At 61.7% G+C, this 19,953-nt stretch carries 14 protein-coding genes; 7 read left to right on the top strand and 7 right to left on the bottom strand.

The window, feature by feature from the left end; genetic code table 11:
• Positions 1–44: 44 nt before the first annotated feature.
• A complete protein-coding gene (uvrC, locus tag BMZ79_RS13110) occupies positions 45–2,129 on the bottom strand; it encodes an excinuclease ABC subunit UvrC (protein ID WP_090640759.1) in 2,085 nt (694 codons plus the stop codon).
• 198 nt (positions 2,130–2,327) lie between these two features.
• Here uvrC and BMZ79_RS35105 point away from each other — a divergent pair, with 198 nt between their 5' ends.
• From BMZ79_RS35105 to BMZ79_RS13090, 4 genes are all read left to right on the top strand, one after another.
• The gene (locus tag BMZ79_RS35105) at positions 2,328–2,474 is read left to right on the top strand and encodes a YqzM family protein (protein ID WP_090640758.1); all 147 of its coding nucleotides are present in this window, start codon (positions 2,328–2,330) and stop codon (positions 2,472–2,474) included.
• 519 nt (positions 2,475–2,993) lie between these two features.
• A complete protein-coding gene (rsgA, locus tag BMZ79_RS13100; protein ID WP_090641019.1) occupies positions 2,994–4,178 on the top strand; it encodes a ribosome small subunit-dependent GTPase A in 1,185 nt (394 codons plus the stop codon).
• Positions 4,179–4,248: 70 nt separating this feature from the next.
• Positions 4,249–4,911: a TetR/AcrR family transcriptional regulator gene (locus tag BMZ79_RS13095; protein ID WP_090640757.1), complete on the top strand. Its 663-nt coding sequence runs from the start codon at positions 4,249–4,251 to the stop codon at positions 4,909–4,911.
• 84 nt (positions 4,912–4,995) lie between these two features.
• Complete coding sequence (locus BMZ79_RS13090) at positions 4,996–7,224, top strand: MMPL family transporter (protein WP_090640756.1); 2,229 nt, start codon at positions 4,996–4,998, stop codon at positions 7,222–7,224.
• A 103-nt stretch (positions 7,225–7,327) separates the two neighbouring features.
• Here the strand turns inward: BMZ79_RS13090 and BMZ79_RS13085 are convergent, their stop codons facing one another.
• The 5 genes from BMZ79_RS13085 to BMZ79_RS13065 all read right to left on the bottom strand — a co-directional run bounded on the left by BMZ79_RS13085 (position 7,328) and on the right by BMZ79_RS13065 (position 11,570).
• The gene (locus BMZ79_RS13085) at positions 7,328–7,546 is read right to left on the bottom strand and encodes a YezD family protein (RefSeq protein ID WP_090640755.1); all 219 of its coding nucleotides are present in this window, start codon (positions 7,544–7,546) and stop codon (positions 7,328–7,330) included.
• Positions 7,547–7,616: 70 nt separating this feature from the next.
• On the bottom strand, positions 7,617–8,681 hold the full coding sequence (locus BMZ79_RS13080) for an ABC transporter ATP-binding protein (RefSeq protein WP_090640753.1): 1,065 nt from the start codon (positions 8,679–8,681) through the stop codon (positions 7,617–7,619).
• Between the two features lies 1 nt (position 8,682).
• Entirely contained in the window at positions 8,683–9,561 is an 879-nt protein-coding gene (gene cysW / locus BMZ79_RS13075) for a sulfate ABC transporter permease subunit CysW (RefSeq protein WP_090640752.1), read from the bottom strand.
• A 12-nt stretch (positions 9,562–9,573) separates the two neighbouring features.
• Positions 9,574–10,422, bottom strand: a complete 849-nt coding sequence (cysT, locus tag BMZ79_RS13070) for a sulfate ABC transporter permease subunit CysT (protein ID WP_090640751.1) — start codon at positions 10,420–10,422, stop codon at positions 9,574–9,576.
• A gap of 26 nt (positions 10,423–10,448) precedes the next feature.
• Positions 10,449–11,570 carry a sulfate ABC transporter substrate-binding protein gene (locus BMZ79_RS13065; protein ID WP_256252734.1) on the bottom strand — a complete coding sequence of 374 codons (1,122 nt, stop codon included), beginning with the start codon at positions 11,568–11,570 and terminating at the stop codon, positions 10,449–10,451.
• Between the two features lie 529 nt (positions 11,571–12,099).
• Between BMZ79_RS13065 and BMZ79_RS13060 the strand changes: the two genes are divergently transcribed.
• The 3 genes from BMZ79_RS13060 (at position 12,100) to BMZ79_RS13050 (ending at position 18,822) form a co-directional block, all read left to right on the top strand.
• A complete protein-coding gene (locus BMZ79_RS13060; RefSeq protein ID WP_090640750.1) occupies positions 12,100–13,119 on the top strand; it encodes a sulfate ABC transporter substrate-binding protein in 1,020 nt (339 codons plus the stop codon).
• 190 nt (positions 13,120–13,309) lie between these two features.
• Positions 13,310–17,230, top strand: coding sequence for a bifunctional 2',3'-cyclic-nucleotide 2'-phosphodiesterase/3'-nucleotidase (locus BMZ79_RS13055; RefSeq protein WP_256252713.1), 3,921 nt, complete (start codon positions 13,310–13,312; stop codon positions 17,228–17,230).
• Positions 17,231–17,304: 74 nt separating this feature from the next.
• Entirely contained in the window at positions 17,305–18,822 is a 1,518-nt protein-coding gene (locus BMZ79_RS13050; protein ID WP_090640749.1) for an S-layer homology domain-containing protein, read from the top strand.
• 161 nt (positions 18,823–18,983) lie between these two features.
• Here BMZ79_RS13050 and dnaI read toward each other — a convergent pair whose 3' ends face one another.
• The gene (gene dnaI, locus BMZ79_RS13045; protein WP_090641013.1) at positions 18,984–19,937 is read right to left on the bottom strand and encodes a primosomal protein DnaI; all 954 of its coding nucleotides are present in this window, start codon (positions 19,935–19,937) and stop codon (positions 18,984–18,986) included.
• Between the last annotated feature and the right edge of the window lie 16 nt (positions 19,938–19,953).

Raw genomic sequence — 19,953 nt, 5'->3', positions numbered from 1 at the left:
AGCCGCTGGCCGCCGGCCCCGGACACAACAAAAAGGAGCCGTCCTCAGGACGGCTCCTCGTTGTTCAACGCTTCGATGATTTGCGCGGCGAGCTTCTCGCCGATCGCGAGCGGCCGGAAATCTTCGACGGACGCTTCTTTGATTTTTTTGATCGAGCCGAAATGCTTCAGCAGCGCCTTCCGGCGCTTCTCGCCGATGCCCGGGATGGCATCGAGGCGCGACGCCACCATCGACTTGCCCCGCTGCTCGCGGTGGAAGGTGATGGCGAAGCGGTGGACCTCGTCCTGGATCCGCTGCAGCAGGTAGAACGCCTGGCTGTCGCGGGCCAGCGGCACCACCTCCGGCGGGTCGCCGGTCATGAGCTGAGCCGTCTTATGCTTCGCGTCCTTGACGAGGCCGCAGACCGGCACGAACAAGCCGAGCTCGTTCTCCAGCACGTCGAGCGCCGCGGAGATCTGTCCCCGCCCGCCGTCCACGATGATCAGGTCCGGAAGCGGAAGCCCTTCCTTCAGCACGCGCTCGTAGCGCCGGCGGATGACTTCGCGCATCGTCTCGTAATCGTCGGGACCCTGGACGGTCTTGATCTTGTACTTGCGGTATTCCTTCTTGTCCGGCTTGCCGTCCGTGAAGACGACCATCGCCGATACGGGATCCGTGCCTTGAATGTTCGAGTTGTCGAACGCCTCGATGCGGCCGATCTGCGGCAGCCCGATCGCTTCCGCCAGCCCTTCCGCCGCCTTGAACGTGCGGTCTTCGTCGCGCTCGATCAGCTTGAACTTCTCTTCCAACGTCATCTTGGCATTGTGAACGGCCATCGCCACGACGTCCTTCTTCTTGCCGCGCTGCGGGATGAATACCTTCACCTTCAACCACTTCTGGAGGGAGCTGCGCACTTCCTCCTCCGGCGAGCCGGCGGCCGGCTGATCGCCATCCGCGGCTTGCTCCTCCCGCTCGTCGTCCGGCGCGTCGCTTCCGAAGCCGTAAGGCTCCTGCGACTCCGCCGCCATAAGGCCGGTTGCCGCCGCATCGGCCTGCGCGCCGGCCATTGCCGCTGCGTCCCCGTCGCCGGCTCCCGTTCCGGCATCCGCCGCCAACGAGCCGGCCGCCTGCACGTCGCCCGCTTGCGTTTCGGCTTGCGTCTCATCGGCCTGCGGCTGCGCCGGCAGGAAAATCTCCTTCGGCAGCGCCGGGTTCTCGGAATAATACTGCGTCACGAACGTCATGAAATCGTCGTAGGCGCTGCCGTAATACGGGAACATCGTCGCCCGCCGCTCGATCAGCTTGCCCTGCCGCATGTACATGATTTGCACGCACATCCAGCCCTTGTCGACCGAGAAGCCGAACACGTCGCGGTCCATCGCGTCGTTCAGCGTGATCTTCTGCTTCTCCATGACGGCGTCGATCGCGACGATCTGGTCGCGGAATTCCTTCGCCCGTTCGAACTCCATCTCCTCCGCGGCCGCTTCCATCTTGGCCTGAAGCGCCTTCCGCACTTCGTCGTGGCCGCCCCCGAGGAAGCGCGTGATCTCCTGCACCATGTTCTCGTACGTGCCCGGCTCGATCTCGAATTCGCAAGGCGCCACGCATTGGCCCAAATGATAATACAGGCATACCTTGTCCGGCAGCGTGCCGCACTTGCGGAGCGGGTACAGCCGGTCAAGCAGCTTCTTCGTCTGCTGGGCCGCGAACGCGTTCGGGTACGGGCCGAAATATTTGCCCTTGTCCTTCACGATGCGCCGCGTCACCTCGAGCTTCGGATGCTTCTCGCCCGTGATCTTAATGTACGGAAACGTCTTGTCGTCCTTCAGCAGGACGTTGTACCGCGGATGATACTGCTTGATCAGGTTGCACTCGAGAATGAGCGCCTCCATGTTGCTGGACGTAACGATATATTCGAAATCGCGGATGAGCGAGACGAGCCGCAGCGTCTTGCCGTTGTGGCTGCCGTTGAAATACGAACGCACGCGATTTTTGAGCACCTTCGCTTTGCCGACGTAAATGATCGTGCCGCCGGCATCCTTCATTAAATAACAGCCCGGCTGATCCGGCAGCAGCGCCAGCTTGCTGCGAATCCGTTCTTCCGCGAGACGCCTGTCGGCGGCCGTCTCGGCGGCGTATTGATCCCCCATTGTCGTCCTCCTCCCGCACTTGCGCTGCCTTCCATTGTACCACACGAACGCTTGTTTTGCCGCGGAAGAACTTGTCCGCGACGATCGCCCGATTGGAAAATGTCCTCAATTTTGTCACGTCCGGCGCCTTTACAATTATTCTGAAAGTTGGGTATACTATGGGGAGCAATCGTCGCCCCAGAGGAGGATAATGAAACCATGGAAAATGTTAGAGATCCGCGCGAGCACGTGAACGAGGAGCCGCGCGATGACTTTTTCGACGTCGCGATGGGCTTTGGCGGGTTCTTCGGGATAATGTTCGTTATTTTCGCCGTTGCGGTGATTATCAAATACGCGATTTCGTAATCCATGGCCTTGTTTCGGCAGCTGCCCGAAGCGGGGCCGTTTTTCGAAAGCGGGAACGGTTGACAAACGGCCGGATTCCGCATAAAATGGCAACATCTACTATAAGGAGGCTGATGTAAATGGCGAACACGACTTCGATTGTATCGGTTACGGAAATCGCATGCGCATCGGTCTCGGTCGGATAACAAACACGGCAGTCGCGGCTACGCCCGCTTCTTCGCCGTCGTAGCCGCAGGGAACCGGATGCTCCGGTTTCCTGCGGCTTTTTGCTGTCCGGCCGTCCGTCCGCCGAAGGAAATCATCGGCGGACGGCGATGCCGCGCAGACCGCAGGAGCTTCTTTCCCGCGGTCTTTTTGTCGTTGTTTGCGTCGTCTCCCGCCCGCCCTATCGGCCGCTGTGCGACCGCGAACGTCCCGTCTACGCACCGAACCAACCACTATTCCAGGAAAAAGGGGTTTTCCGATTTGAATCTAAACACCGATCGCCAAGCGATCCGCAAGCTTCAGGAACGCGATGAAATGAAATGGCAAGACAGCGGCGCGGCGTCGACCGCCCCGGACGCGCCCGTCTCTGCGGACGCGGATGCCGATGCCGGTGCCAATGCCGATGCGCCGAGCCGCTCCGCGCTTGAATTGTTGGGCTGGAACGACGGCTGGCGTCTCGCGTTCGACGCGCTGCCGGCCGGCGGCGCCGGCCTCGTGCCCGCGCGCGTCACGGCGCAGTTCGCGAGCCAATACCGCGTCTGGACCGAGGATGGCGAGCTTGCCGCGGAGGTAAGCGGCAAGTTCCAATTCCAGGCCGCGTCCCGCGGCGAATTCCCGGCCGTCGGCGACTGGGTCGCCGCGCAGCCGCTGCCCGGCGAACGCCGCGCCGTTATTCACGCCGTGCTGCCCCGCCGCACCGCGATGATCCGCCGCGCCGCCGGCACCGTGCCGGAGGAGCAGGTCATCGGCGCCAACATCGATACGCTCTTCATCGTCAACGCGCTGAACGGCGACTACAACGTCCGCAAAATCGAGCGTTTCCTCGTCGCGGCTTGGGAGAGCGGCTCTTCGCCGGTCGTCCTGCTCACGAAGGCCGACCTCTGCGACGATGCCGCGCGCCGCGTCGCGGAGGTCGAAGCCGCCGCGCCCGGCGTGCCGGTTCATGCCGTCAGCGCCCTCGAAGACCAGGGCCGCGCGCAGCTGCAGCCGTATTTGCTGCCGGGCCGCACCATCGCCGTCACCGGCTCGTCCGGCGCCGGCAAATCGACGCTGCTCAACTGGCTGGCCGGCGAGGACCGGCAGCTGGTGCAGGGCGTCCGCGAAGACGACGCGCGCGGCCGGCATACGACGACGCACCGCGAGCTGTTCCCGCTGCCGGGCGGCTTCGTGATGATGGACACCCCCGGCATGCGCGAGCTGCAGCTGTGGGAGTCCGATGCCGGCCGCCAGGAAGCGTTCGCGGACATCGAAGCGATCGCGGCCGCCTGTCGGTTCCGCGACTGCCGGCACGAGAAGGAGCTCGGCTGCGCCGTCAGGGAAGCGATCCGGGACGGCTCGCTCGACGAGAAGCGATACTTGAGCTACAAGAAGACCGGCCGGGAGCTCGCGCGCCAAACCCGCAAGGAACAATCCGTGACGATGCGCGCGAAGAAAAACGCCGACAAGCGCCAGAATGCCCGCGCCAACCCGCCTCGCCGGCAGGCGACCGACTTCGATTGATTGACTGCGGCCGCAATTCGGGGTAACATCTTATCAAGCGATAAGCGAATGAACGAAAGGACTTCCAGGCATGCCCAGACCGAAATCGAATCCATCGCTCGAAACCCGCGCCTTGATCGTCCGCACGGCCAAAGAGCTGTTCATGGAGCTCGGCTACCGCGCCGTGTCGACGCGGCTCATCGCCAAGAGGTGCGGCCTCACGCAGCCGGCGCTCTATCATCATTTCACGGATAAGGAGTCGCTGTACGTGGAGGTGATGCGCCACGTATGCGAAGGCACGCGAGCGGCGCTCGAACGGATCCTTCGCCGCGAAGCCGCGGTTCGAGACCGTCTCTATCACGTGACCTACTATATGATGGCGAATCACCCGGAGGACCTGAGCCAAATGTTCCACGATATCCGGCACGAGCTTTCTCCGGCATCGCAGATGACGATTTACGCCTTATGGAAGGAAGCCTACTTCGAACCGATCGTATCGATCTTCGAGAACGGCCAGCGGGACGGCGGACTGCGCGAAGCCCAAGCATTCGGCGTCGGACCCGAGACGGCCGCAAGGCTGCTGATGGGACTCATCAACCAGTCCGTCGCCGCGCCGGTTAACGGCCCGGCGACGGCTTCGGCAACCCGCCCCGATTTCGGAGCAGGCAGCATCAGGGATTGGGAGAAGCAGGCCGCCGTTCTCGTCAACGTGCTGCTTTACGGTTTGTCGGCAGTTGAACCGCCTTCGGTTTAGCTGCCCGGCAGCCTTTTTTCAACCGTTAACTTATCGAACGATAAGTTAACGGCAAGAAGAAATCACAGCAAAGGAGAACATGCCATGAACATGCTGATTCGAATTGCGGAGGCCGTCGGCGGCCGGAGAGGGCGTTGGTTCACGCTCGCCGTCTGGATCGCCGCCGTGGCGGCGCTAAACGTATGGCTGCCGAGCGCGAACGATCTGAAAGACGACACGCTGGGCAATTTCGGGACGAAGCAGCCGTCCGTCCAAGCACAGCAAGTGATCGAGAAGGAATTCCCGGCGGATGAAGGCCTCCCCGCCCTGTTGACGTGGCATCGCGCATCCGGCCTGACGGACGCGGACTTGCGGCGCATCCAGTCGTTGTCGCAGGATATCGCCGCCCGCCCGCTGCCGTACCAAGACGGCTCCGCGCCGCTTCACGCCCTGCCGCTTGAATCGCTCAAGCGGCAGGTATCCGCGGATGGCACGACGCTCGTACAGCCGGTCTTCTTCGATCGAAATGCCGGCAGCGACGAGCATCAAGCGGGACTCGACGAGCTGCGGGAGCGGACCGATGCCGTCTTCGCCGGGCAGCATCCCTTCCGGACGGCGCTCGACGACGCAGGCGCCATCGCCGTTCGCGCGACGGGACCGGTCGGCATCTCCGTCGACGCGACCGGTTTGTTCAAGGACGCGGACGTCTCCCTGCTTCTCGCCACGGTCGCGCTCGTCCTGGTCTTGCTCCTGCTGATCTACCGTTCACCGGTGCTCGCGCTCATTCCGCTGATCGCCGTCGGGTTCGCCTACGGCGCCGTGACGCCGCTGCTGGGGTGGATGGCGAAGGCGGGCTGGATCGCTTACGACTCGCAGTCGCTGTCCATCATGACGGTGCTGCTGTTCGGGGCCGGCACGGACTACTGCTTGTTCCTGATCTCGCGCTTTCGCAGCGAGCTGAAGGAAGAAGCCGGTCCGCTCGCCGCGCTGAAGCGAGCGTTCGGCGGTGCCTCCGGCGCGATCGCGATGAGCGGCCTCACCGTCGTGCTTTCGCTGCTCGCCCTGCTGCTCGCGGAGTTCGGCAGCTTCCGGCGCTTCGCCGTTCCGTTCAGCCTTGCGATCTTCGTCATGATGATCGCGAGCCTGACGCTCGTGCCGGCGTTCCTCGGCCTGCTTGGCAGAGGCTCGTTTTTCCCGTTCATCCCGCGAACGCCCGAGATGGAGCAGCGCCTTGCCCGCAAGAAAGGCAATCCGGCAATCGCCAAGCCGGCGCGGGTAACCTGGGGCGACCGGATTGGGGAACTCGTCGTCCGGAAGCCGAAGCTGATCGCGGCGCTGACGACCGCCCTGCTGCTCGTGTTCGTGCTCTGTTCCGCGGGAATCAAATACACGTTCGATACCCTCTCTTCGTTCCCGGAAGATACGGGCTCGCGCGAAGGCTTCGCCTTGATCGGCGAGCATTTCGGACCGGGCGTACTCGGACCCGTGCAGGTCATCGTGCACTCGGGTGAAAAAGCGGCCGGCGTGAAAGAAGCCCTGTCGGCCCTGCCGCTTGTTGCCTCCGTGTCGGACGCCCGTCAGGGCGCGCACGACGCCGGCATTCGCGGCTACGACGTCGAGCTCGCGGCGAGTCCGTACGCCAGCGAAGCCGTTCGCTTCCTCCCGGACGTTCGCCAAGCCGCGGAACAAGCGCTCGCCGATGCCGGCATCTCGGATGCCCGGGACCGGGTCTGGATCGGCGGCCCAACCGCCGAACAGTACGATACGCGGGTCGCGACGAATCGCGACGCCGGCAGGATCATCCCCGTCATCGTCGCCTTGATCGCCCTGCTGCTCGTCGGCTATCTCCGCTCGGTCGTGGCGATGCTCTATCTCGTGGCAACGGTGCTGCTCTCCTACTTCAGCGCGCTCGGTCTCGGCTGGCTCGTGCTTCATTACGGTTTCGGAGCGGACGCGATACAAGGCCTCATCCCGCTTTACGCGTTCGTTTTCATCGTCGCGCTCGGCGAGGACTACAACATCTTCATGGTATCGAGCATTTGGTCCAACGCCCGGCGCATGCCGCTCGGTCAAGCGGTGAAGGAAGGCGTGTCCCGGACCGGCGGCGTCATTACGTCGGCCGGCCTGCTCCTGGCCGGTACCTTCGCCGTGCTCGCCACGCTGCCGATTCAAGTCCTGGTCCAATTCGGCACCATCACCGCCATCGGCGTCCTGCTCGACACATTCCTCGTACGGCCGTTCCTCGTGCCCGCGCTTACCGTGCTGTGCGGCCGACGCGCCTTCTGGCCGGCCAACGCGAATCAGACGCAAGCGGCGGCGGCGGATAGAAGCTAGCCTCGGCCGGACGCAGCGGCCGCGTCCGTAAAAAACGCCCGATGCTCGTTGACGATCAACGAGTCATCGGGCGTTATTCGTGCGCGTACAGCCATCCGGGGCGTTAGCCATTCGCCGCCTTCAGTTTCTCAGGGGCTATCTGCGCCGGCGCCTGCTGTCCCTGCTTCGCGGCATTGGCGTCGAACCGCTTGCGCTCGGTACGGTCGATTTGGACGACGCGGCCGTCGTGAACGGTAATAAGCACCGAGCCGTATTCCAATCCGTTCACCTGCGTCGCAATGCGGTCTAACCATTCTTGATCCAATACGATTGGCTTCGCCATCATAAATCCCTCCTAATAGTGTTGAGCGTGGCAGGCGGCTGCATAACGGCTTGCGCCTTCGTTCTCCGGTTCATATATGAACCGGAAGCGGATCGGCTTTCAACGGATTTTCCACCATGGTCGCGGATTCTTCCGAGATGACGTACAACCGGTGGATGAGCACCGCGACCTCGTCTCCCGGCTGCAGCGGCTCCTGGTCCAGCGAACGGTGGGCGGACAGCCGGTTGGGCCCGACCTCGACGTCCAGCTCCAGATGCGCCCCGCGGAAAAAGACGTGGCGGACCTTGCCCGTGACCGCCGCGGACGGGAACGGGATTTCGTACGTACGCCCGACTTCGACGAATTCGGGCCGCACGATCGCCCGCGCGCCCGCCGCCTGAACGGCCTTCTCGAAGCCGCGCAGGCTGCCCGGCTCCTCGACGACGCTGGAATGGCCGATGAACCCGGCCACGAACGCCGTCTGCGGATCGGTATAGATGCGAATCGGCGAGTCCTGCTGTTCCAGGCGGCCCTGCTGCACGATCAGCATCTCGTCCGCGACCTCGACCGCTTCGTCCTGGTCATGGGTCACGAAGATCGAGGTGATGCCGAGCTCCGCGATCAAGCTCTTCAGCCACGTGCGCAGTTCCTTGCGGACCTTGGCGTCGATGGCCGCGAACGGCTCGTCGAGCAGCAGCAGCTCCGGCTTGGGCGCCAGCGCCCGGGCGAAGGCGACCCGCTGCCGCTGTCCGCCGGAGAGCTGATGCGGATAGCGGTGCTCGAAGCCGCGCAGCCCGGTCAGGTCGAGCAGCTCGTTCACGCGGCTCCGGATCTCCGTTTTGCTTGCCTTGCGGATCGTCAGCCCGAACGCGATGTTATCGAAGACGGTCATGTGCTTGAACAGCGCGTAATTCTGGAAGACGAAGCCGATGCCGCGCAGCTGCGGCTTGACGTCGTTGACGCGCTTGCCGTCGATGAAGATATCGCCGGAATCCGGCGTTTCGAGCCCGGCCAAGATGCGGAGCAGCGTCGATTTGCCCCCTCCGCTCGGGCCGAGCAAGCCGATCAGCTTGCCGCGTTCGATCGTGAAGCTCACGTCCCGGACGGCTTGATGGGCGCCGAACGCTTTGTTGACGTTGCGAACCTCGATATGCATATCAGCCTTCCTCCCTCGGAGCTTGCTTGGCCGTTCGCCATTCGATGAAGCTCTTGACGACGAGCGTGATGACGGCCAGCATGACGAGCAGCGACGCGACGGCGAACGAAGCGGAAAATTGATATTCGTTGTACAAGATTTCGATATGCAGCGGCAGCGTGTTCGTCTCGCCGCGGATGTGCCCGGAGACGACCGATACGGCGCCGAACTCCCCCATGGCCCGCGCGTTGCACAGGATCACGCCGTAGAGCAGCCCCCACTTGATGTTCGGCAGCGTGACGCGCCAGAAGATCTGCCAGCCCTTCGCCCCGAGGCTCGCGGCGGCTTCTTCCTCTTGGACGCCCTGCGCCTGCATGAGCGGGATCAGCTCCCGGGCGACGAACGGGAACGTGACGAACGTCGTCGCGAGCACGATGCCCGGCAGCGCGAACACGATCTGGACGTTATGATCCGACAGCCACGGTCCCAGGAAGCCCTGCGCGCCGAACAGCAGGATGAACACGAGGCCGGAGATGACCGGCGATACCGCGAACGGCAGATCGATCAACGTGATGAGCACGTTTTTGCCCCGGAACCGGAACTTGCTGATCGCCCAAGCCGCCGCGACGCCGAACGCGGTGTTCAGCGGAACCGCGATGACCGCCGTGAGCAGCGTCAGCTTCAGCGCCGACAGCGCATCCGGATCCCGCAGCGCCGCGAAGTAGACGTCCGCGCCCTTCTTGAACGCTTCGACGAAGACCGAAATCAGCGGAAGCAGCACGACGAACCCCAAGAATAACAGTGAAATGCCGATAAGCACGATGCGCACGACGAGCGATTCGTTGATATGCTTCGGTCGCGCCGCCTTCTCGGCCAAATGTACGGTAACCGCGCCAGCCATGACGTTCCCCCCTTATGCCGCCGCAACGCGGCGATTGCTCCGCCATTGCAGGTAATTGATGAGCAAGAGCAGCAGGAACGACGCGACCAGCATCACGAGCGCGATGGCCGTCGCGCCCCGGTAATCGAACTGCTCCAGCTTGGTCATGATGAGCAGCGGCGCGATCTCCGTCTTCATCGGCATGTTGCCGGAGATGAAGACGACGGAGCCGTACTCGCCGATGCCCCGCGCGAACGCGAGGGCGAAGCCGGTCAGGAGCGCCGGAATCAGCTCGGGCAGGATGACCCGCCGGAACGTCCGCCACCGGAAGGCGCCGAGCATGACCGCGGCCTCCTCCACCTCGCGGTCGAGATCCTGCAGCACCGGCTGCACCGTCCGCACGACGAACGGCAGGCCGATGAAGATCAGCGCAAGGGTGATGCCGAGCGGCGTGAAGGCGACCTTGACGCCGAGCGGCTCGAGCAGCTTGCCGACCCAGCCGTTCGGCGCGTAGATCGCGGTGAGCGAGATGCCCGCCACGGCCGTCGGCAGCGCGAACGGCATGTCGATCAGGCTGTCGATCAGCTTCTTCCCCGGAAACTTATAGCGGACGAGCACCCACGCGATGATCAGGCCGAACACGAGATTGACGAGCGCCGCGTAGAAGGACGTCAGGAAGCTGATCTTGTAGGACGCCAGCACGCGGGCGTTCGAGACGGTTTCCCAAAACCGTTCCGGCGTCAGGCCGGACGTTTTGACGAAGACGCCGATAAGCGGAATGAGGACGATGATGCTCAGGTAAAACACGGTGAAGCCGAGCGAGAGGCCGAAGCCCGGCAGCACGCTGCGCGCCTTCGCCTTCTTCGTTGCGGAACTCGTCATGTGTAGAGTCAGCTCCTCGTTATCGCTTATGAACCCGGCGCATAGATTTGATCGAATACGCCGCCGTCACTGAAATGCTTCTTCTGCGCTTCCGCCCAGCCGCCGAAATCGTCGTCGATTTTCAGCATCGGGATGTCCGGGAATTGGTCCTTGTACTGCTCCGACACGGAAGCGAGCTGCGGACGGTAGAAGTTTTGCGCGATGACCTGCTGGGCCGGCTCCGTGTACAAATAATCAAGGTAAGCCTCGGCGACCTCCCGCGTGCCGTTCTTGTCGGCGTTCTTGTCGACGACGGCGACCGGCGGTTCGGCCAAAATGCTGAGGGACGGATAGACGATCTCGAACTTGTCGGCGCCCAGCTGCTTCACCGACAGCAGCGCTTCGTTCTCCCAGGCGAGCAGCACGTCGCCGATGCCCTTCTCGACGAACGTCGTGGTCGATCCGCGTGCTCCCGTGTCCAGGACCGGCACGTTTTTGAACAGCGCCTTGACGAATTCCTGCGCTTTCGCTTCGTCGCCGTTGTTCTGCTTCAGCGCGAAGCCCCAAGCCGCCAGGTAATTCCAGCGCGCGCCGCCGCTCGTCTTCGGATTCGGCGTAATGACCTGGACGCCCGGCTTGGTCAGGTCGTTCCAGTCCTTGATGCCCTTCGGATTGCCCTTGCGGACGAGGAAGACGATCGTCGACGTGTACGGGGAGCTGTTGTTATCGAACTTTTGCTGCCAATCGGCGTTGATCAAGCCCTTCTGCGCGATCGAATCGATGTCGTAGCCGAGCGCCAGCGTGACGACGTCCGCCTTCAGCCCGTCGATCACGGAGCGGGCTTGCGCGCCGGAGCCGCCGTGCGACTGCTTGATCGTCACGTCCTGCCCCTTCTCCTGTTTCCAGTAATCGGCGAAAAGCTTATTGTACGCTTCGTATAGTTCGCGCGTCGGATCGTAAGAGACGTTGAGCAGTTCAACGGGCTTCTTCGATCCGCCGTCGTTGGATGACGCCGGTTCGTCGGCCGCGCCGCCGTTCGCGCCGCTTGCCGCATCGTTCGTGGCGTTGCCGCCGGACTGATCGGCGCCGTTCGAAGAATTCGCCGCGTTGTTCGGGCCCGAATTCCATCCGCAGCCCGACAGGGCGAACGCGAACGCAATCGCGATCATCAAGGTTTTCAACGGCAAAACGTTCCTCTTTTTCATGTTGGACATGTCAAAGCACCCCTCGTACTCGTTTTAGGGATGACTAACGTGTTTCTACGCCGCGTTGTCCGGTAGTAAAAACAGAATTAATCCTACCTGTTTAGTTGGTTTATGGAGCCATAATAGCAATGGACTAGCTTTCTTGTCAATTCATTTTTTAAGAAACCTGATAGGGGTTATCAATATCACTTATAAAGCTTCTATACGTATGCGCTTCGGCTTGGTCATCGCGATAATCCGGTATCGATAAGGTATGGATACCGCCTCGATCCGCAACGAGCCGCTCGCTCGGCGACCGTTAAATTCACAGTTGACAGGTGGGAATTGTTGGTTTACGATGAGTCCATCGAGCCGACCGGTATGCCGGAGGCCCCGATTCTCTCGCCGTCAATCATGCTTCGGGCATGATTCGCAGGCCGAGATTCGGGGCCTCTTCTCATATAGACAGCCTTGAAGCCGGCGGAAATTATCTATGCCAGGGGAGTTGTTCGTTATGAAGAAAAAGCTGTTCGCCGTCTTCGCCGCCTTCGCGCTGATCCTGTCGTTGTCCACGACCGGGTTTGCCGCATCGGCGAAACCCGCCAAAAAGGACGTCACGCTGCTGAACGTGTCCTACGACCCGACGCGCGAGCTGTACGCGCAGTTCAATCAGGCGTTCTCTTCTTATTGGAAGAAGAAAACCGGCCAAACCGTCACGGTCAAGCAGTCCCACGGCGGTTCCGGCGCGCAAGCCCGTTCCGTCATCGACGGTTTGGAAGCGGACGTGGTCACGCTGGCGCTCGCCTACGACATCAACGAGATCCAGCGGGCCGGTCTCCTTAACGACGGCTGGCAAAGCCGCTTCGCGAAGAACAGTTCGCCGTACACGTCGACGATCGTCTTCCTCGTCCGCAAGGGCAATCCGAAGAAAATCAAGGATTGGAGCGATCTCGTCAAGCCGAAAGTCTCCGTCATCACGCCGAATCCGAAGACGAGCGGCGGCGCCCGCTGGAACTTCCTCGCCGCCTGGGCCTACGCCTTGAAGCACAACGGCCACAGCGAGGCCAAAGCGACCGGCTTCGTGACGCAGCTGTACAAAAACGTGCCCGTGCTCGATTCCGGCGCCCGCGGCTCCACCACGACGTTCGTCGAACGCGGCATCGGCGACGTGCTGCTCGCCTGGGAGAACGAAGCGTACCTGGCGCTCAAGGAGCATCCGAAGGACTTCGAAATCGTGACGCCTTCGTACAGCATCCTGGCCGAGCCGCCGGTCGCCGTCGTCAACAAGAACGCCGACAAGCACGGCACGCGCGACGTCGCGAAAGCGTACCTGGACTACCTCTACACGGCCGAAGGCCAGAAGACCATCGCCCAAAACTTCTACCGTCCGACGAACCTGACCGTCGCTGCGCAGTATTCGAAGCAGTTCAAGAGCCTCGAGCTGACGAACATCCGCAACTTCGGGGGCTGGGATCAGGCGCAGGCGAAATTCTTTAACGACGGCGGCGTTTTTGACAAAATTTTTAAGCCGTAACGCCCAGGAACTCACGAAAGACCGCGCGCGAGCAGCGTGCGGTTTTTCGCCGTTATTCGGATAAAGGCGTCGTTTCGCTAAAGATTGAAATTGACAAATTTTTCGAAATTTTAACATCTTTTTAAATCTGCCATGACACTCTCGTTGTTATAATACTTCTATACCAAATGAAAGGTGGAATTGCTAAAAAATGGCATATCTTCAAAAGAAGCTGATGCGGACCGCAGTCGCCGCTTCCCTTCTCGCCGGTTTTCTGACCTCGTCTTACATCGCCGTTCCGGTACATGCCCAAGCCGCAATGGAAGTCGGCAGCGTCACGACGCGGTCGTCCGCCGCGACGACGGCAGAACCGAATGCCGATCGTCCGTTCGTCATCGCGGATCCGTCGTTGACAACCGACGGCGGGGTCAAAGCATCCGTCACCGTCACGCCTACGTCCGTCGGACATGCAGGCGATGAAACCGTCATTTTTGAATTGTTCAACGGCACGACGCCCGTCGGCATCGCCGCGGTTACGCATGACATTACCGGCAGCGAACAGCTGACGGCTCACTTTAACGCGACCGGAAGCAGACTGTCGCTCAAAGTGTTCGTCGTCGATACCTACTCCGGCAAGCTCACCGAAGTCGGCACCAATCTGGCCGACCCGCTCACGATCGGGGGCACGAGCCTGAAGCTCCGCATCATGGAGACGACGGACGTGCACACCAACTTCATGAACTACGATTATTTCAAGGACGCGCCAGCCGATACGGTCGGCCTTGTTAAAACCGCCTCCCTCGTGAAGCAAGCGCGCGCGGAAGCCGAGAACTCGCTGCTGGTCGACAACGGCGACCTGCTGCAGGGCACGCCGCTCGGCACTTACATGGCGAAAATCAACCCGCTCAAAGACGGGGATGTTCATCCGGCCTACAAAGCGATGAATCTGATGGACTACGATATCGCGACTTACGGCAATCATGAATTCAATTACGGTCTCGATTATTTGGACGAAGCGACCGACGACGCCTCTTTCCCGTACGTGAACGCAAACGTTTACGTGGATGATCACGACGACAATCCCGACAACGACGTCAATAAATATAAGCCTTACGTCATCATGGACAAAACGTTCAAGGACGAGAACGGCAACTCGCAGACCGTCAAGGTCGGCTTCATCGGTTTCGTTCCGCCGCAAATCATGGATTGGGACAAGGACAATCTGAGCGGCAACGTCATCGCCAAGGACATCGTCGGGACCGCCGAGAAATTCGTCCCCGAGATGAAGGCCGAAGGCGCGGACGTCGTCATCGCCCTGACGCACTCCGGCTTCAACGGCTCGGCCGTCGCCGGCCAAGGCTTCGAAGACGCCGTCTACCCGCTCAGCAAGGTGCCGGGCATCGACGCGATCACGTTCTCCCATACGCACAAGGTGTTCCCGGCCGCCAGCGTGAGCGCCCTCGATCCGATCTTCAAGAACGCGCAAGGCCAACCGTATCCGGGCGTCGACAACGACAAAGGCACGATCAACGGCGTGGCGGCCGTCCAAGCCGGCTTCGGCGGCGCGAACCTCGGCATCATCGATCTGAATATGAAGCAGGTCAACGGCAAGTGGCAGGTCGTCGATTCGCAATCTTCGAATAAGTACATTTACGACTCGGCCAACAAGAAGCCGCTGGTCGACGCGGATCCGGCGATCGTCAATGCGATCAAGGACGAGCACGACGCGACCATCGCCTACGTCAACCAAGCAATCGGCCAAACGACGGCCCCGATCTACAGCTACTTCGCGCTCGTCCAGGACGACCCGTCGGTCCAAATCGTGACGCAGGCGCAGAAATGGTATGTCCAGAAGAAGCTGGAAGCCGACAATTCGCCTGACAAAGACCTTCCGATCCTGTCCGTCGGCGCGCCGTTCAAGGCCGGACGCAACGGCCCGACGGAGTATACCGACATCAAAGCCGGCGACCTCGCGATCAAAAGCGCAAGCGACCTGTACCTGTACGACAACACCCTGAAGGCGATCAAAGTGAAGGGCTCGGTCGTGAAAGACTGGCTGGACATGTCCGCGGGCATGTTCAATCAAATCGATCCGAGCAAGACCGGCGAGCAATCGCTCCTTAACCCGTCCTTTCCGGTATTCAACTTCGACGTCATCGACGGCGTGACGTACCAAGTCGACGTGACGAAGCCCGCGAAGTACAAAGCGGACGGCACGGTCAACGACGCTTCGTCGAGCCGGATCGTCAACCTGCGGTACAACGGGCAGCCGATCGACCCGGATCAAGAGTTCGTCGTCGTCAGCAACAACTACCGCGCGAACGGCGGCGGCAACTTCCCGGGCGTGAAGGGCGCTCCGCTCGTCGTCGACTCCGCCGACGAGAACCGTCAAATCCTGATGGATTACATTACGGAGCAGAAGACGATCAACCTGTCCGCCGACGGCAACTGGTCGATCGCGCCGATCAACGGAAACGTCAACGTCACGTTCGCGACGTCTCCTTCGGCGAAAGACTACTTGGCGGACAACCCGAACATCACGTCGCTGGACAAGCAGGACGACAAAGGCTTCGGCATCTTCAAGCTGAACCTGAACGGCGGCGGCACGCAGCCGACCGAAAACGTCAAGGTGCAGCTGCTCGGCATCAACGACTTCCACGGCCAATTGGACTATTCCACGACGGCCGGCGGCAATGTTCTGGGCGGCGCCGCTTACTTGGCGACCTATCTCAAGCAGTACGAAGCCACGAACCCGAACACGCTGCTCGTGCATAACGGCGACGCCGTCGGCGCCAGCTCGCCGGTGTCGGCGCTCGACCGCGACAAGCCGACGCTCGACATGCTCGACCTGCTCGGCTTCGACGTCGCCACGCTCGGCAACCACGAGTTCGACCAGGGCGTACCGGCTCTGATGGCGCAATTGAACGGCGGCAAAGACCCGATCAACAATACCATCACGTTCAATAAAACGACGATGGACTACGTGAATGCCAACGTCATCGACAAAGCGACGGGCAAACCGATTATCTCGCCATATGTCGTCGAAGAAATCGGCGGCCAGAAAATCGGCTTCATCGGCCTCGTTACGATGCTGACGCCGAGCAAGGTATCGCCGGCGGCCCTGGAACCGGTTAACATCGTGGAACAAGCGCCGGAAGTCAATAAGGCCGTCGCGGAGCTCAAGAAGCAAGGCGTGAAAGCGATCGTCGTCCTGGCGCATGATCCCGCTTCCCAAAGCGGCACGACGATTACCGGCGAAGCCGCCGATCTGGCGAAAGCGGTCGACGATGAAGTCGACGTGATCTTCGCCGGCGACAATCACGCCAAGGTCAACGGCACGGTCGACAACAAGCTGGTCTTCCAAGCCTACTCGTACGGCACGGCGTTCGCGGACGTCGATCTCGAGATCGATCCGGAGACGCACGATATCGTGAAGAAGGAAGCGACGATCGTCGACGTGAACCAGGCCGGCATCACGCCGGATCCGGAGGTAGCCAAGATCGTATCGGATTCCTTGGAACGGCACCCCGAGCTGCAGGAGCCCGTGGGCACGACGACGGACATCATTTCCAAAGCCAATGCCTATACGCAGGAAAACGCGCTCGGCAACCTGATCGCCGACGCGATGAAGGACGCCATGCAATCCGACTTCTCGTTCATGAACCCGGGCGGCATTCGCGCGGATCTGCCGAAAGGCTCGATCGTATACTCCGACCTGTTCCGTATTCAACCGTTCGGCAATCAGCTCGTGAAGATGACGCTGACGGGCGCGCAAATCAAGACGCTGCTCCAGCAGCAATGGGGCGCTTCGCCGTCCGACACGAAAACGCTGCAAATCTCCGGCTTGAAATACACGGCCGATTTCAGCAAGCCGATCGCGGAGCGCGTCACGTCCCTGACCAAGGAAGACGGCACGCCGATCGATGACGCTGGCGAGTACACGGCGGTCGTCAATAATTTCATGGCCGCAGGCGGCGACAATTATACGGTGCTGACGCAGGGTAAAAACCCGACGGCCGGCAGCACCGACATCGAAGCGTTCTACCAATACGTGCTGAAGACGTTCAACCACGGCACGATTACGGCCGACTTGAAGGGCCGCATTACGAACACGAACACGACAACCCCTTAATCCATGCCGAAGGCGCGCCCGGAGCCGGTCTATGCGATCTTTCCGGGCCGCCCCATCAGAAAGGAGCATCATCGTTGAAGAGAAAAGCAGCCCTTCTGGCGGCACTCGCCTTGTCGCTTGCGGTTCCGGCGTCGATTCCGGCCGCCGCTTTCGCCGCCGAAGCTTCGATCAACGCGACGGCCGGCACGACCATCGACGCCATCGCCAGCCTTGCGCAAGGCGGCACCGTCACGATCAGCGGCACGACGAACGCCCAAGAAGTCATCATCAAGGTATTGAATCCCGACGGGACCATCCTGTTCTTCGACGCCGTTAAGGCGAGCGAAGGCAAGTACCGGGACTCGTTCGCGCTCTCGTCGAACGCGGCGGTCGGCAGTTATCAGGTCGTAGCGGGCCAAGGAACCGACGTCTCCACCGCGACGTTCAGCGTCACGAGCAACAACGGCACGGTCAATATCCCGCCCGTTACGCCTCCCGTCGACCCTGCCGCCCAGCAGGTGAGATTCACGACGTCCGACGTCTCCGCGCCGGCTAACGGCATCGCGACGCTGGATGCGAGCAAACCGGCGGCCGCGAACCTGCAAATCCTATTCCCGCCCGCCGTCGGTCAGACGGTCGGCGACAACAGCCTGCGCATCGCGCTCGCCGGCGGCAGCGTCACGCTGCCGAAAGAAGTGCTCGCCGCGCTTGGGGAGCTGACCGGCACGGACGGCGACGCCAGCTTTGCGCTGAACGTTCGCGCGCTGAGCGCGGATGAAGCGGCCTCGGCCGTCGCCGGCGCAGCCGGCGCGGGGCTCTCGCCGCAAGGCCAGGCGTACGAGCTGTCGCTGAGCGTCGTCCTGAAGGACGGCACGTCGAAGAAGCTGGAGAACTTCGCCAAGCCGGTCGAGTTGCAGCTGCGCCTGACGGCCGACGCGAACGCGCGTCTTGCCGGCATCTACTACCTTACCGGCGCGGGCGCCGTCGAATACGTCGGCGGCACCGTCAAGGACGGCGTCATCACGGCGGACGTCAGCCATTTCAGCAAATACGGCGTCTTCTCCTATCTGAAAACGTATAAGGACGTGCCGGCCTCCTATTGGGCGGCGGACGTCATTCAAGAGCTGACCGCGAAGCATGTCGTGGAAGGCGTCTCGGCCGATGCCTTCGGACCGAAGACGAACGTTACCCGCGCCGAATTCGCGACGATGCTCGTCCGCGCGCTGAACCTCAAGGCGTCCAAGGCCGCGCCGTTCAGCGACGTGCCGGCCGGCAGCTGGTATGCCGACACCGTCGCCGCGGCGTTCGAGAACGGCATCGTCACCGGAACGGGCGGCGGCAGGTTCGAGCCGTCGAAGGCGATCACGCGCCAAGAGATGGCGATCATGATCGTCAACGTCTACGAGAAGCGCAGCGGCTCGGCCGCGGGCGGCATCGCCTCCGACCTCGCGGGCTTCAAGGACGCGGCCGCGGTAAGCGGCTGGGCGAAGGAAGCCGTCCAAGACGCCGTTCACGCCGGCCTGATGACCGGCAGCGACGATCGCTTCACGCCGCGCAGCAACGCCATTCGCGCGGAAGCGGCGAAAGTGCTGTACAACCTGCTGTTCGCTTGATTCCGCGATCAGCCGGAGAAGCAAAAAAAGCCTGCCGTTCGACGAACGGCAGGCTCTTTTTTGCGAGTATCGCGAATGAAGTCGATAAGTGCAGGTTACTTCTATGATCGTTACGTACCCACGGCTTCGGCACGGCATATAGCACCGCATATAGCACCGCGTTACCGACCGCGCTTATTCTGCCCCGTCACGTGAACCGGCTGCACGTACGGCCGGATTCGGTCCATCAGCCGCTGGCCTTTATGCAAGTCGTCCCCGTCCTTGTTCGTGAAGCTGAAATGCTGCTCGATCTCGTCGAGGCCATAATTGGACGTATAGAAGGTCGGCTTGCGGTTCATCCGGTAATTCAGGATGGAGCCGAGCACGTGGTCCCGCACCCACGGATTCAAATTCTCCGCGCCGATGTCGTCGAACACGAGCAGATCCGTGTCTTTCAGGATATCCATCGTTTCCTTCAGCTTGCCCTGCTCGAACATGAGCGCCTTCATGTCTTCCACGAATTCCGGCATGTACACGATCGCGCCCGTATGGCCCGCCTTCGCGAGCTCATGCAGCATATAGCACATCAGGAACGTCTTGCCCGTCCCGAACGCCCCGGTCAAGTACAATCCTTCCGCCTGCAATCCCTGTTCCTTCGTGCGGTCGATGTAGTTGACGATCTGTCCGACGGCCTTCACGCGCTCCAGGTCTTTCTTGACGATCTCGTCCGCGGAATACCCCTGGGACAGCGCCCGTTCGTCGATATAGAAGCTGCGGATGCGGCTGCGAATCCGGGTTTCCGACTGTCTGGCCGTCAGCTTCTTGCAAGGGACCTTGCGGTCGTTCAGCTGCACCAGCTCGCCGACCGTCTCGACCGTCAGCTCGGTGTAATGCCCTTCGAAATCATTGGGACATTGATCGAGCCCCGGACAATTCGAGCAGTTCCGATATTCCTTCGCGCACTGATAAACGCGGTTCAAATTCAGCCGAATCGTCTCGTCGTCGAGCTCCGGATATTTGCCGCGAAGCCTTCCGACCAGCGGGTCCTCCAGCAGTTCGGCCATCAGCCTGTCGGCCTGCTCCCTCACGTTCCTGCCGCCCGGCATCGCCTTCAGCAGGTCGCCCAACGATTCCATCGCCATCGCGGTCTCA

The sequence above is a fragment of the Paenibacillus sp. UNC496MF genome (assembly GCF_900113915.1).
Taxonomy (GTDB): domain Bacteria; phylum Bacillota; class Bacilli; order Paenibacillales; family Paenibacillaceae; genus Paenibacillus_Z; species Paenibacillus_Z artemisiicola.
The sequence above is the reverse complement of the archived record's forward strand: the minus strand, read 5'-3'. Positions and strand labels throughout refer to the sequence as shown.

Bases quoted from the DNA above. Each gene is read 5' to 3' on its own strand.
- BMZ79_RS13060 (WP_090640750.1), top strand. From the start codon at position 12,100: ATGAAGAAAAAGCTGTTCGCCGTCTTCGCCGCCTTCGCGCTGATCCTG.
- rsgA (WP_090641019.1), top strand. From the start codon at position 2,994: ATGAAATGGCAAGACAGCGGCGCGGCGTCGACCGCCCCGGACGCGCCC.
- BMZ79_RS13090 (WP_090640756.1), top strand. From the start codon at position 4,996: ATGAACATGCTGATTCGAATTGCGGAGGCCGTCGGCGGCCGGAGAGGG.
- uvrC (WP_090640759.1), bottom strand. From the start codon at position 2,129: ATGGGGGATCAATACGCCGCCGAGACGGCCGCCGACAGGCGTCTCGCG.
- BMZ79_RS13065 (WP_256252734.1), bottom strand. From the start codon at position 11,570: ATGATCGCGATTGCGTTCGCGTTCGCCCTGTCGGGCTGCGGATGGAAT.
- cysW (WP_090640752.1), bottom strand. From the start codon at position 9,561: ATGGCTGGCGCGGTTACCGTACATTTGGCCGAGAAGGCGGCGCGACCG.
- dnaI (WP_090641013.1), bottom strand. From the start codon at position 19,937: ATGGAATCGTTGGGCGACCTGCTGAAGGCGATGCCGGGCGGCAGGAAC.
- BMZ79_RS35105 (WP_090640758.1), top strand. From the start codon at position 2,328: ATGGAAAATGTTAGAGATCCGCGCGAGCACGTGAACGAGGAGCCGCGC.
- BMZ79_RS13095 (WP_090640757.1), top strand. From the start codon at position 4,249: ATGCCCAGACCGAAATCGAATCCATCGCTCGAAACCCGCGCCTTGATC.
- BMZ79_RS13055 (WP_256252713.1), top strand. From the start codon at position 13,310: ATGGCATATCTTCAAAAGAAGCTGATGCGGACCGCAGTCGCCGCTTCC.
- cysT (WP_090640751.1), bottom strand. From the start codon at position 10,422: ATGACGAGTTCCGCAACGAAGAAGGCGAAGGCGCGCAGCGTGCTGCCG.
- BMZ79_RS13080 (WP_090640753.1), bottom strand. From the start codon at position 8,681: ATGCATATCGAGGTTCGCAACGTCAACAAAGCGTTCGGCGCCCATCAA.
- BMZ79_RS13085 (WP_090640755.1), bottom strand. From the start codon at position 7,546: ATGGCGAAGCCAATCGTATTGGATCAAGAATGGTTAGACCGCATTGCG.